General features: G+C 56.9%; 13 protein-coding genes. 4 read left to right on the top strand and 9 right to left on the bottom strand.

Annotation, left to right across the window (positions count from 1 at the left end):
- Window positions 1-3 precede the first annotated feature (3 nt).
- The 7 genes from pheT to ACE1BR_RS13985 all read right to left on the bottom strand — a co-directional run bounded on the left by pheT (window position 4) and on the right by ACE1BR_RS13985 (window position 7,866).
- Window positions 4-2,391: a phenylalanine--tRNA ligase subunit beta gene (gene pheT / locus ACE1BR_RS14015; protein ID WP_374871250.1), complete on the bottom strand. Its 2,388-nt coding sequence runs from the start codon at window positions 2,389-2,391 to the stop codon at window positions 4-6.
- 12 nt (window positions 2,392-2,403) lie between these two features.
- On the bottom strand, window positions 2,404-3,387 hold the full coding sequence (pheS, locus tag ACE1BR_RS14010) for a phenylalanine--tRNA ligase subunit alpha (protein WP_374871248.1): 984 nt from the start codon (window positions 3,385-3,387) through the stop codon (window positions 2,404-2,406).
- Between the two features lie 520 nt (window positions 3,388-3,907).
- Window positions 3,908-4,264, bottom strand: coding sequence for a 50S ribosomal protein L20 (gene rplT / locus ACE1BR_RS14005; RefSeq protein WP_005336687.1), 357 nt, complete (start codon window positions 4,262-4,264; stop codon window positions 3,908-3,910).
- A gap of 15 nt (window positions 4,265-4,279) precedes the next feature.
- The gene (rpmI, locus tag ACE1BR_RS14000) at window positions 4,280-4,477 is read right to left on the bottom strand and encodes a 50S ribosomal protein L35 (RefSeq protein ID WP_005336688.1); all 198 of its coding nucleotides are present in this window, start codon (window positions 4,475-4,477) and stop codon (window positions 4,280-4,282) included.
- Window positions 4,478-4,563: 86 nt separating this feature from the next.
- A complete protein-coding gene (infC, locus tag ACE1BR_RS13995; protein ID WP_196783562.1) occupies window positions 4,564-5,094 on the bottom strand; it encodes a translation initiation factor IF-3 in 531 nt (176 codons plus the stop codon).
- A gap of 21 nt (window positions 5,095-5,115) precedes the next feature.
- Window positions 5,116-7,044 carry a threonine--tRNA ligase gene (gene thrS / locus ACE1BR_RS13990; protein ID WP_374871246.1) on the bottom strand — a complete coding sequence of 643 codons (1,929 nt, stop codon included), beginning with the start codon at window positions 7,042-7,044 and terminating at the stop codon, window positions 5,116-5,118.
- 234 nt (window positions 7,045-7,278) lie between these two features.
- The gene (locus ACE1BR_RS13985) at window positions 7,279-7,866 is read right to left on the bottom strand and encodes a tetratricopeptide repeat protein (protein ID WP_374871244.1); all 588 of its coding nucleotides are present in this window, start codon (window positions 7,864-7,866) and stop codon (window positions 7,279-7,281) included.
- Window positions 7,867-8,039: 173 nt separating this feature from the next.
- On the opposite strand from ACE1BR_RS13985, the gene ACE1BR_RS13980 reads away from it, so the two are divergent.
- Window positions 8,040-9,095 carry a PA0069 family radical SAM protein gene (locus ACE1BR_RS13980; RefSeq protein ID WP_374871242.1) on the top strand — a complete coding sequence of 352 codons (1,056 nt, stop codon included), beginning with the start codon at window positions 8,040-8,042 and terminating at the stop codon, window positions 9,093-9,095.
- A gap of 83 nt (window positions 9,096-9,178) precedes the next feature.
- On the opposite strand, the gene ACE1BR_RS13975 is transcribed toward ACE1BR_RS13980, so the two are convergent.
- Window positions 9,179-9,334: a hypothetical protein gene (locus ACE1BR_RS13975; RefSeq protein WP_374871240.1), complete on the bottom strand. Its 156-nt coding sequence runs from the start codon at window positions 9,332-9,334 to the stop codon at window positions 9,179-9,181.
- Between the two features lie 260 nt (window positions 9,335-9,594).
- Here ACE1BR_RS13975 and ACE1BR_RS13970 point away from each other — a divergent pair, with 260 nt between their 5' ends.
- Window positions 9,595-10,992 carry an alpha-amylase family protein gene (locus ACE1BR_RS13970; protein ID WP_374871238.1) on the top strand — a complete coding sequence of 466 codons (1,398 nt, stop codon included), beginning with the start codon at window positions 9,595-9,597 and terminating at the stop codon, window positions 10,990-10,992.
- 107 nt (window positions 10,993-11,099) lie between these two features.
- Here ACE1BR_RS13970 and gyrA read toward each other — a convergent pair whose 3' ends face one another.
- Window positions 11,100-13,847 carry a DNA topoisomerase (ATP-hydrolyzing) subunit A gene (gene gyrA, locus ACE1BR_RS13965; protein WP_374871236.1) on the bottom strand — a complete coding sequence of 916 codons (2,748 nt, stop codon included), beginning with the start codon at window positions 13,845-13,847 and terminating at the stop codon, window positions 11,100-11,102.
- Window positions 13,848-14,048: 201 nt separating this feature from the next.
- On the opposite strand from gyrA, the gene ubiG reads away from it, so the two are divergent.
- Window positions 14,049-14,765 carry a bifunctional 2-polyprenyl-6-hydroxyphenol methylase/3-demethylubiquinol 3-O-methyltransferase UbiG gene (ubiG, locus tag ACE1BR_RS13960; protein WP_374871234.1) on the top strand — a complete coding sequence of 239 codons (717 nt, stop codon included), beginning with the start codon at window positions 14,049-14,051 and terminating at the stop codon, window positions 14,763-14,765.
- Window positions 14,765-15,460, top strand: coding sequence for an HAD family hydrolase (locus ACE1BR_RS13955; RefSeq protein ID WP_374871232.1), 696 nt, complete (start codon window positions 14,765-14,767; stop codon window positions 15,458-15,460). Before ubiG ends, ACE1BR_RS13955 begins: the two co-directional genes overlap by 1 nt.
- Window positions 15,461-16,079: the final 619 nt, after the last annotated feature.

The raw sequence follows: 16,079 nt of genomic DNA, 5'->3' as shown, positions 1-16,079 counted from the left end.
AGATCAATCCCTCAAGGATGCATTCAACTCTTCACCAAGGGCCCGCACGACATTGTCTACGGTCTCGGCAATCTCTTTCTCCTCCAGGGTGCGCTGGGTATCTTGCAGAACAAGACTGATAGCCAGGCTCTTCTTGTCCTCGGCCATACCAGCACCCTGGTATACGTCAAACAAGTTTATTCCAACTACCTGATTTCCGCCAACTTTTTTAATTACTGCCAGAACATCCCCTGCCAGAACCTGACGATCGACCACCACGGCGATGTCACGACGGTTGGCCGGGAACTTGGATACTTCGGCAGCAACCGGTACCTTGGCCGCAGTCAGCTTGTCCAGCTCCAGTTCAAACATCACCGCACGGCTCTTGAGACCCAGCTTCTTCTCAAGGCTCGGGTGGATCACGCCGATGTGGCCGATGACCTCGCCATTACGCAGAATGGCTGCGCTCTGGCCCGGATGCAGGGCGCTGTGCTCGGTACGCTCGAAGGTAAAAGTGGCCCCTTCGGCGGTCAAGTCCAGCACCGCTTCCAGATCCCCTTTCAGATCAAAGAAATCGGCTGCGCGGGTTTTGATGTCCCAGTGCTCGTCGCTCTGGTTGCCAGTGATGATGCCAGCCAGCATCGGCTCCTGACGGATGCCATTCTCGGCGCTTTCATCCTTGATGAAACGCAGGCCCTGCTCGAACAGGCGCACTCGCGGCTGCTGACGGTTCTGGTTGTAGACAACCGCTTGCACCAGCCCCGGGAACAGAGAGACACGCATGGCGGACATCTCGACCGAGATCGGGTTGGGCAGCACGATGGCATCGCTCTGCGGGAACAGAGTTTGCTGGCTCTTGGGATCGACGAAGCTGTAGGTGATCGCTTCCTGAAAACCGCGATCAACCAGCAGGTCACGCACGCGCTTCAAGGTCACCTGCCCTTCTGCCTGCTCAACCATCGCCAGAGAGGCGGCCGGTTTGAGGTTCGGGATGTTGTTGTAGCCGTAGATGCGGGCCACTTCCTCAATGAGGTCTTCCTCGATGGCGATATCGAAACGCCAGGAGGGTGCCAGCGCGGTCCAACCGTCAGCATCAACAGTGACCTGCATACCTAGGCGGGTCAGGATCTCGACCACCTGCGCATCAGCCACGCTGATACCGATCACTTTGTCGAGCTTGGTGCGACGCAAGCGGATGGGTTCCGCTTTCGGCAGGTGGGCATCGGATTTGACCTCGATGACCGGGCCGGCTTCACCGCCACTGATATCCAGCAGCAGACGGGTAGCGCGGTCCATCACCTTGGCCTGCAGCTCGGGATCCACCCCGCGCTCGAAGCGGTGGGAGGAGTCGGTGTGCAGACCGTAGGCACGGGCACGGCCAGTGATGGAGAGCGGCGCGAAGAAGGCGCACTCCAGCAGGATGTCGGTAGTGGTCTCGGAGACACCGGTGCGATCGCCACCGAAGATACCGGCCATGCAGGCAGGGCCTTTGGCATCTGCAATCACCAGGGTAGTCTCTTTGAGCTTTACTTCGTTGCCATCAAGCAGAGTCATGGGCTCGTCAGCGTGAGCACGGCGTACCACCAGTTCCCCTTCCAGCTTGGCCAGGTCGAAGGCATGCATCGGCTGACCATATTCCAGCAACAGGTAGTTGGTGATATCGACGATGGCGTCGATGGAGCGAATGCCGCCACGACGCAGCTTCTCTTGCATCCAGAGCGGGCTCTGGGCCTGCAGGTTCAGCCCCTTGATGACGCGACCCAAATAACGGGGGCAATCAGCCGGCGCTTCAACCCGGATTGGGAAGGTGGCATCGATAGTGGCAACTGCAGGCGTCCAGGTCGGCTCGACCACGTCAACGCTGTTGAGCACACCGATTTCACGGGCCAGACCCGCGATGCCGAGGCAATCGGCACGGTTCGGGGTCAGATCCACGTCGATGCTGACGTCGTTGAGCGCGAGGTATTCGCGGATATCGGTACCGATGGGGGCATCGGCCGGCAGCTCGATGATGCCATCGGCTTCGACGTCGATACCCAGCTCGCTGAAGGAGCAGAGCATGCCGTGAGACGGCTGGCCACGCAGCTTGGCTTTCTTGATGGTGAAATCACCCGGCAGGGTCGCCCCTACTTTGGCCACACACACTTTCAGGCCTTGGCGGCAGTTTGGCGCGCCGCAGACGATATCAAGCAGCTCGGCTTCGCCCACGTTGACCTTGGTCACCCGCAGTTTGTCGGCATCCGGATGCTGGGCGCACTCGACCACTTCACCCACGACCACATTGTTGAACTGGCCAGCAACCGCTTCCACGGCGTCCACTTCCAGACCGGCCATGGTGATCTGCTCGGCCAGTGCATTGTCACTCAACTCGGTGCGGACCCACTCCATCACCCAGGATTTACTGAATTTCATGTTCTCTCGCCCTTACTTGAACTGCTTGAGGAAGCGCAGGTCGTTTTCGAAGAAGGCACGCAGGTCGTTGACCCCGTAACGCAGCATGGTCAGGCGCTCAACGCCCATGCCGAAGGCAAAGCCGGAGTATTTTTCCGGATCGATACCGACCGAACGCAGCACGTTCGGGTGCACCATGCCGCAGCCCAGCACTTCCAGCCACTTGCCGTTCTTGCCCATCACGTCTACTTCGGCGCTCGGCTCGGTGAATGGGAAATAGGAAGGACGGAAGCGAATGGTCAGGTCTTCCTCGAAGTAGTTGCGCAGGAAGTCGTGCAGAATGCCCTTCAGCTCGGTAAAGCTGGCATGCTCGTCAACCAGCAGACCTTCAACCTGATGGAACATCGGGGTGTGAGTCATGTCGTAGTCGTTACGATAGACGCGGCCCGGTGCAATGATGCGGATCGGCGGCTGTTGCTGCTGCATGGTGCGGATCTGCACACCGGAGGTGTGGGTACGCAGCATCAGATCAGGATTGAAGTAGAAGGTATCGTGATCGGTACGCGCCGGATGGTGAGCCGGAATATTCAACGCATCGAAGTTGTGGAAGCCATCTTCAATCTCGGGACCACGGGCAACCTTGAAGCCCATTTCGCCAAACAGGCGCTCTATGCGCTCGATAGTGCGGGTCACCGGGTGCAGACCGCCATTCTCGATGCGGCGACCCGGCAGGCTGACGTCGATGGTCTCAGCAGCCAGCTTCTGGTTCAGCACGGCGATTTCGAGGGCTTCCCGACGCTCGTTCAGGGCATCCTGAACCTGCTGTTTGGCCTGGTTGATCACGGCGCCCGCAGCGGGACGCTCTTCAGCGGACAGGGCGCCCAGGCCCTTCATCTGCTCGGTAAAAAAACCCTTTTTACCCAGATATTTGACCCGGATTTCGTCAAGGGCGGCGATGTCGCTTACGCCCTCAATTTCGGCCCTGGCTTGGCCGACTACTTCTTCAAGCTGTTGCATGTCTTCCTCGTCACCACTCCCGGTACAGGAGCCTTTAGGCTAAATAAGGTCAAGAGGGGAATAATACAAAAAAAGCCCCTTCGCTGACCATAGTTAAGGTGGGCTTTTCTCCCTATAAATCATTTTGTTATATCATGTGAGTCTCAATGAATCCTTGGGCGTCTTGAAAAAGTGGCTTTCAAATCAAGTTTGTTGGCATATCATCACTTCACAAATACATCCAACTGATTAGAATGATGCCAAACCTCTACATAGTTGGATTAGCATGATATGCAAAATGACCAACACGCAGCACTGGATAGCCTGACAGCTACGTCAGCCCCTCGCCCTGAGACAACCTTCAATTTGATGGCAATGCACTCTTAAACAACATGCACTTTGTTCTGCAGTGCCATATACAGCACATAAATGCAGCCTGTGACCAGATATGGGCACAAATAATAATGCGAGCTTAAGCAGTAAATCACAGATACAAAAAAGGAGGCCTGAGCCTCCTTTTAGCGTTTATAACAGGACTGGATTAAACCAGAGCTGCTTTAGCTTTTTCAACCAGGGCGGTGAAAGCCATTTTGTCGTGAACGGCGATATCGGACAGGATCTTGCGATCGATCTCGATAGAAGCCTTCTTCAGACCGTTGATCAGACGGCTGTAGGACAGACCGTTCTGACGGGCTGCAGCGTTGATACGTGCAATCCACAGCTGACGGAACTGACGCTTTTTCTGGCGACGGTCACGGTAGGCATACTGACCAGCTTTGGTTACCGCTTGTACCGCTACGCGGTAAACACGGGAACGGGCACCGTAGTAACCTTTGGCGGCTTTCATTACTTTCTTGTGACGAGCTCGAGCAGTCACACCACGTTTAACTCTTGGCATTTTTCACATCCCCCCTTATGCGTACGGCAGACAAGCGACAACACGTTTGTGGTCGGCAGCAGAAACCATGAATTTCGGTCCCAGCTGACGCTTACGCTTGCTGCTCTTCTTGGTCAGGATGTGACGCAGGTGGTTGTGCTTGCACTTGAAGCGACCCGAGCCAGTCTTTTTGAAGCGCTTTGCAGCACCCCGGTTGGTTTTCATCTTCGGCATTTCATACTCCGCATTGTGAGTGACAACAAAATCGCAAGGCGAACCAACTCATGGGGCAAGCCCCATGAGTCAATTTCTTGTGGGCCTTAAGATTTCTTCTTAGGTGCGAGGACCATCACAGCTTGACGGCCTTCGACTTTCGGGAACGACTCGACTACGGCCAACTCTTCCAGATCGTTCTTGACGCGCTCCAGAACCTTGATACCAAGATCCTGGTGGGCCATTTCACGACCACGGAAGCGCAGGGTGACCTTAGCCTTGTCCCCGTCTTCCAGAAAGCGAACCAGGTTGCGTAGTTTTACCTGATAGTCGCCTTCGTCAGTACCAGGACGGAATTTGATTTCCTTGACCTGGACGACTTTCTGCTTTTTCTTCTGTTCTTTGGTTGTTTTGCTCTTTTCGTAGAGGAATTTGCCGTAATCCATGATCCGGCAAACGGGCGGCTCAGCATTTGGACTGATCTCGACCAGATCAACTCCGGCCTCTGCGGCCAAGTTCAGAGCATCCTGAATGGAGGTGATGCCAATGGCTTCACCATCCAGACCAGTCAGACGAACTTCTTTCAGACGGATCTCTTCATTGATCCGGTGAGCGCGGGCTTGCGGTTGCTTGCCCAGTTTTTTTCCGCCTTTTATAGCTTATTCCTCCACTTTCTTTTGTCCGCGGGTCTGAACTTCCTGGGTCAACAGAGCAATGAACTCTTCAACAGGATAAGTGCCCAGGTCAGCCCCTTTACGAGTCCGTACTGCAATCTTACCGGCTTCAACTTCTTTATCGCCGCAGACCAGCATGAAAGGTACTCGTTTCAAAGTATGCTCGCGGATTTTAAAGCCAATCTTCTCATTTCTCAAGTCCGCTTTTGCGCGAATGCCCGCATCATTCAATGCTTTGGCTACTTTCACCGCATAATCGGCCTGATTATCCGTGATATTCATGACTACAGCCTGAGTCGGCGCCAACCAGGTCGGGAACAGACCGGCGTACTCTTCAGTCAGAATACCGATGAAACGCTCGATAGAACCCAGGATGGCCCGGTGGATCATCACAGGTACGTGGCGATCGTTGTTTTCGCCCACATAAGTGGCACCCAAACGACCAGGCAGAGCAAAGTCGAGCTGCACGGTACCACATTGCCACGCACGATCAAGGCAATCGTGCAGGGTAAATTCAATCTTGGGACCGTAGAACGCCCCTTCACCCGGCTGCAGATCGTACTTCAGACCATTGAGCTCCAGCGCTTCGGCCAGTGCTTGCTCGGCGCGATCCCACATCTCGTCGGAACCGATACGCTGCTCGGGACGAGTGGAGAGCTTGACCACGATGTTCTCGAAGCCAAAGGTACCGTAGACGTCATAGACCATACGAATACAGCCGGAGACCTCTTCCATGATCTGCTCTTCGGTACAGAAGATGTGAGCGTCATCCTGAGTGAAGCCACGTACCCGCATCAGACCGTGCAGGGAACCGGACGGCTCGTTACGGTGGCAGGAGCCAAACTCGGCCATACGCAGCGGCAGATCGCGGTAGGATTTCAGACCTTGGTTGAAGATCTGGACGTGACCCGGGCAGTTCATCGGCTTGATGGCGTACTCGCGGTTCTCGGACTGGGTGGTGAACATGGCCTGGGCGTATTTTTCCCAGTGACCTGAACGCTCCCACAGCACGCGGTCCATCATGAACGGACCTTTCACTTCCTGATAGTCGTACTCTTTGAGCTTGCCGCGGATAAAGGTTTCCAGCTCGCGGAAGATAGTCCAGCCATCGTTGTGCCAGAACACCATACCGGGCGCTTCTTCCTGCATGTGATACAGGTCGAGCTGCTTGCCGATCTTGCGGTGGTCGCGCTTGGCGGCTTCTTCCAGACGCTGCAGATAGGCCTTGAGCTGCTTCTTGTCAGCCCAGGCGGTACCGTAGATACGCTGCAACATCTTGTTGTTGGAGTCGCCACGCCAGTAGGCGCCGGACATCTTCAGCAACTTGAAGTGGTGGCAGTGCCGCATGTTGGGCACGTGCGGGCCGCGACACATGTCGATGTACTCTTCGTGATGATAGAGACCTGGCTGGTCATCACGGGCAATATTCTGATCCAGGATTTCGACTTTGTAAGACTCGCCGCGCGCGTCGAACACATCACGCGCTTCTTGCCAGGAGACTTTCTTCTTGATGACGTCGTAATCCTTGGCTACCAGCGCCAGCATGCGCTCTTCCAGGGCAGCCAGATCTTCATCGGTCAGGGTGCGGTCAAGATCAACGTCATAGTAAAAACCGTTGTCGATGACAGGACCGATGGCCATCTTGGTCTGGGGCCAGAGTTGCTTGATGGCGTGACCCAGCAAGTGGGCGCAGGAGTGGCGCAGAATGTCCAGACCTTCTTCGTCTTTGGCGGTGATGATGGCCAGCGCAGCATCGGCTTCGATCAGCTCGCACGCATCTACCAGTTCACCGTTTACCCGACCGGCAATGCACGCCTTGGCGAGACCGGGACCGATGTCCGCGGCCACATCCATGACGGAAACAGAGTGGGCAAATTGACGTTGGCTGCCGTCAGGCAGAGTAATGATTGGCATTATGTGTTTCCTTATACAGTGGTGACCCGTACCAAAGGTCACATGCGGGATGGAAAAAGAGATTCGAATAAGGTGATGTTCCGGTTCTCCACAGCACTTTGCGAAGACGGCCTGACACGTAAACAGCATGTCTAACGTGACAAACCAAGCCAAAACGGCACCATGCTACCAGAAGTCACCGTGGCTGTATCGGATTTGATGAGATTTTCTACAGTTAAATGAGTCGCTTGCCGACTATTCACCAAGCAGGGATTGCCAGTTGAAGTCAAAACGACTGTTCCCCTCCTCGGCCAGTGCCAGCTCCTGCAGCACCTGAAGCGCCAGCTTGTTGCCCTTTTTCGCTGCCTGATAGAGCCACTGTTTCGCCTGAGAAAGATCGACACGCCCACTCGCCCCCATCAGATGGAGCACCCCGACTTTCAGCATGGCCGGCACATCACCATTGCGAGCGGCAAGATCCATCCAGTGAAAGGCTTGGCGCAGATCCCGCTTCACGCCTGCTCCGCGCAAATAGACATCCGCCAGCCGATATTGACCGAAGGGATCCCCTGCCTGTGCCGCCTGGCGATAGAGGCTGATGGCCTGGCTGATATCCTGCTCACTCCCCTGCCCCACCTCATGACTCCAGCCCATCAGCGCCTGCGCCCTTGGTTGCCCTTGTTTTGCCAATGGCGACCAGATCCGGGTTGCCTCATCGAAGTGACCGGTACGCCAGGCACGGTTGGCGGAAGCCAGCTCCTGCTCGGTGGAGAGCGGAATCAAACGCCAGATAACCAGGCCAAGCAGACCGATAAATAACCAACGGGAAGTGGTTGGGCTCATGATGATTTCCGTGATCCAGTTCTCATTTCATCTATGTAAACGAAATGTAGCACTGCGATCAAGCAAGAGAACCCTGCGACCACCCTTTTTGTACCGGCTCGATGAGCTGTAGTTGTCATTTATCTGAAGCGCCTGCAAAATAACTGTATGTATAAACAGTATAGGTGCGCACCATGGCAGGACGAGGCTGCCCCCACAATATCGATCACCGTTTTAGCGGCCCCCTTGTCGAGTGGGTCGATGACGGCTGGCTATCGTCCGATTGGGATGCCGCCTTCACCCCCTCTGTGCCTGGCACCGAGGTACGGGAGATCGACGCACGCAGCATCATCAGCTACAACAGCTCACCAGATGTCCCCTTTGGTCGCTCCATCAACCCTTATCAGGGGTGCGAACATGGCTGTATCTACTGCTATGCCAGACCCAGTCACGCCTATCTGGAGCTCTCCCCCGGCCTCGATTTCGAGAGCAAGCTGTTTGCCAAACGCAATGCGGCCGAGCTGCTGCGCCGAGAGTTTGCCAAACCGACCTATCAGCCACAGACCATCTTCATTGGCGCCAATACCGACCCCTACCAACCCATAGAGCAACGCTATCGCCTGACCAGGCAATTGCTGGAAGTGATGCTGGCGCACCGCCATCCGGTCGGACTTATTACCAAGAGCGCGATGATCTTGCGCGACCTCGATCTGTTGACCGAGCTGGCCAGCGAGGGACTGTGTCAGGTGATGGTGTCGGTGACGACCTTGAACGAAACCCTGCGGCGACAGCTGGAACCCCGCGCCAGCACGGGCGCCGGCCGCTTAAAAGTGATCGAGAAGCTGGCCAGTGCTGGCGTGCAGGTGGGGGTACTGGCTGCCCCCATGATCCCGCGGCTCAATGAGCCGGAGCTGGAGCAGATCATCAAATCAGCCGCCGAGGCGGGCGCCAGCTGCGCCGATTACATCCTGCTGCGGCTACCTCATGAGCTGGCTCCGCTATTTGGTGACTGGCTCGATACCCACTATCCGGGCCAAAAAGAAGCAATCCTGAACCAGCTGCGGGCCAGCCGCGGCGGCGGGCTTAACAGTACCGCCTTCGGCACCCGCATGCGTGGTGAGGGACAATTTGCCGATCTGCTGTCCCAACGCTTTCGCCTTATCAGCAAGCGTCTTGGTCTTGGCAAACGCCATATTCAGCTCAGGCTGGATGGTTTTATCCGCCCGGGGGAGCAGCTGTCACTCTTCTAATCATCCCGCATACTCCCCCGGTTTTCCCGAGGTGAAACCATCGAGACAAGAGCGCACTCCCCGGGAAAGCCGGGGTCAGCGCCTTAGTCAGCTCGCTTGCCCCTACCCTGTTGCACCATTTCAACCGGCAGCCGAGAGGGTTCATAGGCCACTTCCAGCTCATCCTCCCCACACTGTTGTAAATCTGACTCGCCCCAAACCCGGCTCCACCAAATTTCCCACGTGATCCAACTGGTCATATGCAGCTCCTGACGTTGAAGGTGATGGCAACAGCGCACCACTCGCCGGGCAGGATAGCGACTCGGGATGACAGGGAAATGACAAAAATCACTGGTGAAACAGTGACTGGCCGTGTTGGGGGAAAGCAGCGACAGCTCACAATTCCTGCGAACTCAATCTGAAATCGGTCACAAATCAGCAGAGCTGGGATTGCAGCACACTCTGTTCCTGTCAAAGCTGGCTTGCCGATTAAGGCATCAATAAAAACAGGGAAATAATAATGAAACACACAGCGGGAATATGGGCGATCGCAGGCATGCTGATCGCTCCTTTGGCACATGCCGACGTCATACTGCACGCCTTCAACTGGAAGTACAGTGAAGTAACGGCCAAAGCCGACCTCATCCAAAAAGCAGGCTATAAACAGGTGCTGATCTCACCGCCTCTGAAATCATCAGGCAACGAGTGGTGGGCCCGTTACCAACCGCAGGATCTGCGCCTTGTCGATTCCCCCCTTGGCAACAAGCAGGAGCTCGAGCAACTGATCGCCGCCATGAAGGCACGAGGTATCGCCGTCTATGCCGACGTGGTGCTCAACCACATGGCCAACGAGAGCTGGAAGCGCAGCGATCTCAACTACCCCGGCAGCGAACTGCTCGGTCAGTACGCCGCCAATCCGGCCTATTTCGAGCGCCAGAAGCTGTTTGGTGATCTGGGGCAAAACCTGCTGGCCGCCTCTGATTTTCATCCCGAAGGGTGCATCAGCGACTGGAGCGATCCGGGTCATGTCCAGTATTGGCGCCTGTGTGGCGGTGCCGGTGACAAGGGGCTGCCAGATCTTGATCCCAACAACTGGGTAGTGAGCCAGCAGCAGGCCTACCTCAAGGCGCTCAAGGGGATGGGGATCAAGGGCTTTCGGGTCGATGCGGTCAAGCACATGAGCGATTACCAGATAAATGCCGTGTTCACCCCCGAGATCAAACAGGGGATGCATGTATTCGGCGAGGTGATCACCACAGGGGGCGCCGGCAGCACTGATTACGAGCGCTTCCTCAAACCCTATCTTGAAAGCAGCGGTCAGGGCGCCTATGACTTCCCGCTGTTTGCCTCTCTGCGTAGGGCACTCGGCTATGGCGGCAGCATGAACCTGCTGGCCGATCCGGGAGCTTATGGTCAGGCACTGCCGGGCAGCCGTGCGGTTACCTTCGCAGTCACCCATGACATCCCCACCAATGACGGCTTTCGCTATCAGATCTTAAGCCAGACTGATGAGAAGCTGGCCTATGCCTACCTGCTCGGCCGCGACGGCGGCTCGCCGCTGGTTTACTCCGATCATGGCGAGACCCAGGCCAAGGACGGGCTGCGCTGGCAGGACTATTACCTGCGCAGCGACCTCAAGGGGATGATCCGCTTCCACAATACGGTGCAGGGTCAGCCAATGCAGTTGGTTGGCAGTGGCGACTGTTTCGTGCTGTTCAAACGGGGCAAACAGGGACTGGTCGGTATCAACAAGTGCGACGATGAGCAGGAGTACTGGCTCGACACCGCCAAGTTCGAGATGAACTGGTATCGCAACTACCGGGACGTGCTCGACGCCAATGCCGTGGTAAACGTGCAGAGCCAGTGGGTAAGGATCGCCATTCCGGCCCGCAGTGCCAGAATGTGGCTACAGGAGTGATCCCGTCAGCCCCCTTTCTTGCTATCAACTGACTGAAAAGGCAGACAAATAAAAAGAGCGACCACCAGGGTCGCTCTTTTTGCTAAGCCAAGTAACTCAGAAGACGATTACTCGTCGCCCGCTTCACCTGTCTCGCCTGTATCAGTGCCGGTCGCGGTATCGGTACCTTCGGATACCTCACCATCAACGGCCACTGCGTCGTTTTCGTCTTCATCGCTTTCGGCGATACGCTGCAGGCCAACCACGGTCTCGTCTTCACCGGTACGGATCAGACGGACACCGCCAGTGTTACGGCCAATGACGCTCACCTCGGCAACGCGGGTACGCACCAGGGTACCACCGTTGGTGATCAGCATGATCTGGTCGGTATCTTCGACCTGAATCGCATCGATCACCTTGCCATTGCGCTCATCCACCTTGATGGAGATAACGCCCTGGGTACCACGGCTCTTGGTCGGGTACTCAGCCAGCGCGGTACGCTTGCCGTAACCATTCTCGGTAGCGGTGAGGATGGCTCCTTCGCCACGCGGAACGATCAGGGAAACCACCTTGTCACCAGTGCCCAGCTTGATGCCGCGCACACCGGCAGCGGTACGACCCATCGGGCGTACGCCCTTGAAGGTGCCCTTGCTTTCGGTGCCTTCGCCGTTGTCGCTACCATCATCGTCGTTGCCGGCATCGTCGTCGGTTTCAACGTCATCGCTGACCTCGGCATCAGCGCGACCGCTGCCTTCCGCGAAGCGAACCACTTTGCCCGCGTCGGAGAAGAGCATGATCTCGTTGCTGCCGTCGGTGATATCCACCCCGATCAGCTCATCACCCTCTTTGAGGTTGATGGCACGGATACCGGAGGAGAGCGGACGACTGAAGTCAGACAGGCTGGTCTTCTTCACGGTACCGTTGGCGGTGGCGAAGAACACATACTTGTCGGCGTCATATTCCTTCACTGGCAGGATGGCGGTGATGCGCTCACCCTCATCCAGCGGCAGCAGGTTGATGATCGGACGACCGCGGGCGCCACGGGACGCTTCCGGCAGCTGATACACCTTGAGCCAGTAGACCTTGCCACGGGTGGAGAAGCACAGAATGGTGTCGTGGGTGTTGGCCACCAGCAGACGCTCCACAAAGTCCTCTTCCTTGATCCGGGTGGCCGACTTGCCACGACCACCGCGGCGCTGGGCCTCGTAGTCGGAGAGCGGCTGATACTTCACATAACCCTGGTGAGACAGGGTAACGACCACGTCTTCCGGGGTGATCAGATCTTCGATGTTGATCTCGGCACTGGACATGCTGATCTCGGTGCGACGCTCGTCGCCATACTGCTCGCGCACAGCCAGCAGCTCATCACGGATCACTTCCATCAGACGAGCCGGGCTCGCCAGGATGTGCAGCAGCTCGGCGATAAGATCCAGCAGAGACTGATACTCTTCCAGGATCTTCTCGTGCTCGAGACCAGTCAGCTTGTGCAGACGCAGGTCAAGGATGGCCTGGGCTTGCTGTTCGGTCAGGAAGTATTGACCTTCACGGATCCCGAACTCCGGCTCCAGCCACTCTGGCCGTGCCGCGTCATCGCCCGCTTTCTCCAGCATGGACGCCACGTTGCCGAGCTCCCAGCCCTTGGCAACCAGGCCCGCTTTCGCTTCGGCCGGGGTCGCGCTGTGACGGATCAGCTCGATGATGGGATCAATGTTGGCCAGCGCAACCGCCAGACCTTCCAAAATGTGCGCCCGATCCCGCGCCTTGCGCAGTTCGAACACGGTCCGGCGAGTCACCACTTCACGACGGTGCAGCAGGAACGCATCCAGGATCTCTTTAAGGTTCATCACCTTGGGCTGATTGTTATCGAGCGCCACCATGTTGATGCCGAACGTGGTCTGCATCTGGGTGTGCTTGTAGAGATTGTTCAGCACAATCTCGCCGGACTCGCCGCGCTTGATCTCGATAACGATGCGCATGCCGTCTTTATCAGACTCATCGCGCAGGGCACTGATGCCCTCGATCTTCTTCTCTTTGACCAGCTCGGCGATCTTCTCGATCAGACGAGCCTTGTTCACCTGATAGGGGATCTCGTGAACGATGATGGTCTCGCGACTGGTCTTCTCGTCCACTTCCACTTCGGCCTTGGCCCGCACATAGACGGAACCACGACCGGTACGGTACGCCTGCACGATGCCGGAACGACCGTTGATGATGCCACCAGTGGGGAAATCCGGGCCGGTGATGTAGGTCATCAGCTCGTCGATGGTGAGGTCGCCGTTCTCGATCAACGCCAGACAGCCATTGACTATCTCGGTGAGGTTGTGAGGCGGAATGTTGGTCGCCATGCCCACCGCAATACCGGAGGAGCCGTTGACCAGCAGATTGGGAACCTTGGTGGGCATGACAGCCGGTATCATCTCGGTGCCATCGTAGTTCGGCACCCAGTCCACGGTCTCTTTGTCCAGATCAGCCAGCAGCTCGTGAGAGATGCGGGCCATCCGCACTTCGGTGTAACGCATGGCCGCGGCGCTGTCGCCGTCGACCGAACCGAAGTTGCCCTGACCATCGACCAGCATGTAACGCATGGAGAAATCCTGCGCCATCCGGACAATGGTGTCATACACAGCGCTATCGCCGTGCGGGTGATATTTACCGATTACGTCACCGACCACACGGGCCGATTTTTTATAGGGCTTGTTCCAGTCGTTCCCCAACTCGTTCATAGCAAACAGAACGCGGCGGTGAACCGGTTTCAAGCCATCACGCACATCCGGCAGAGCTCGTCCTACGATCACGCTCATGGCGTAATCCAGATAGGAACTCTTGAGCTCTTCTTCGATGTTGACCGGCGTGATCTCTCTGGCCAGATCGCTCATAGAAAGCCTTAATCCCTAATTAGTTGTTCTTTGGCTTAAACAGCGCGACATGGTAACACACTGAGCCAAATACCTTAAGCCACAAATCCGGTAACAAGTCAGGCTGGTGTGACAAAGTCCGTCCGTTATAATGCCCGCCAGGACAATAGATTGCGTGCGAGTCACCCGGCCTGCTCGCCCTTGCCACAGGATCATCAAAAAATGCACAGTGATGCCAATGTCGATCTGACAGAAATCGCCAAATTTGACGCCATCGCCTCCCGCTGGTGGGACATGGAAGGGGAATTCAAACCCCTGCATCAAATCAACCCGGTACGCCTTGACTGGATCACCGACAAGAGCGGCGGCCTGTTTGGCAAGCGCATGCTCGACATCGGTTGCGGCGGCGGCATCCTCTCCGAGAGCATGGCGCGCCGGGGGGCCAAGGTGACCGGGATCGACATGGGCAAGGAGCCCCTTGGCGTCGCCCGCCTCCATGCCCTTGAGGCGGGAGTAGAGCTCGAGTATCGCCAGATCACCGCCGAGGCCCACGCCGATGAGGCCCCCGGCCAGTACGATGTGGTCACCTGCATGGAGATGCTGGAGCACGTGCCGGATCCCGCCTCCGTGCTGCGCGCCATCGCCACCCTGGTACGGCCGGGCGGCCGGGTGTTCGTCTCCACCATCAACCGCAACCCGAAAGCCTATCTGATGATGATCCTCGGCGCCGAATATCTGATGAAGATGGTGCCCAAGGGTACCCACGATCACAAAAAATTCATCACCCCGGCCGAACTGTGTCGCATGGGAGAAGCGGCAGGCCTGCTGGTGCGGGATATGAGCGGCGTCCACTATGCCCCCCTCACCAACCAGTTCAAGCTCGGCAAGAACGTCGACGTCAACTACATGGTGGAGTTTGTCCGCCCGGAGCACGGTTGATGAGCGCCTCTCACCCGCAGCCCCTTGGCTGCGTGTTGTTCGATCTGGACGGCACCTTGCTCGACACGGCCCCCGATCTGGGTGCCGCCGTCAACCATGTGCTGATCAGTGAAGGCTTTGCGCCGCTTTCTGACGACATCATTCGCCAGACCACCTCCCACGGCGCGCTCGGGCTGCTCAAGGCAGGCCTGGGTGATGAACTGCTTGAGGAGTTGGGTGCCACCCGCCTGCGCAATGCCCTGCTCGACTACTACGCGGCCAACCTCTGTGTCGGGACCCGTCCCTATGAGGGAATGGTGGATCTCATCGAGTGGCTCGACGAGAAACAGCTCCCCTGGGGCATCGTCACCAACAAGCCGGCCTTTCTCACCGAGCCGCTTTTGGCAGCCCTGCCACAGCTTGCCAGCTGCGGTGTCACCGTCAGCGCCGATACCCTGCCGGTACGCAAGCCCGACCCCGCCCCCATGTTCTTTGCCTGCGACCAGCTTGGCGTCGAGGCTGCTCACTGCCTCTATGTGGGGGATCATGTGCGGGACATCGAGGCTGGCCGCAATGCCGGCATGCGCACCGCCGTCGCCGGGTGGGGGTATCTCAACGATAACGAGGATCCCGCCGAGTGGGGTGCCGATCTGCAGTTCGACACCGTGCAAGCCCTGCACCACTGGCTGCGCTACGAGCTGACGGCCAACGTGTGACGTACAACCTTGCCCAGTAATGTGCGTTAAAGAGGGCGGAGACAAACCTCTGCCCTTGAAACAACCTTCTTTATCTCTCCACCTTTATCCCTCCACGCCCTGCGCTCCCTCATGCGCCTATTGATGGCTAATAAAAGCAACTTACCACCTGTTTGATAGCCGTTTGACGGACCAACTACCGCAACAGACAAGCCGCAGACAGCAATTGACTGGCTCTGAGTCCTTGCCCCACGGGCCGCGCGGCTGCAACAACTGGACAGCTTTTGACCCTTGCTGCATAAGGGATAATCAGCCACCGTTTGCTAGTAAAAAGCCCCCCTTTTCGCAAGCAAAAAAAGTTATTTAAATTTTCCATCTTCGATCGGGAGACTTGCATTTAGCGGAGCAGACGCATGAAAACCCGCTCACTGTGAGCGATCACTAACAGAGGGGGCAAGACTCACAATTTATCCACAGCCAGTCACTTATCCACACATTGCAATGGGCCGCCTACCTCACTATCTTGTAGCTCGAACTTAAAATAACACTACATCTTGTGATTCATCGCACAATCTCTGCCCAACTGCTGTAGACAGCAGGAATCCGGGTGGAGCCATTGTGCGATGGTTTTTCGGGAATC

This window comes from Aeromonas sp. MdU4 (assembly GCF_041929505.1).
GTDB lineage: Bacteria > Pseudomonadota > Gammaproteobacteria > Enterobacterales > Aeromonadaceae > Aeromonas.
This window is presented reverse-complemented; position numbering and strand designations above follow the sequence as displayed.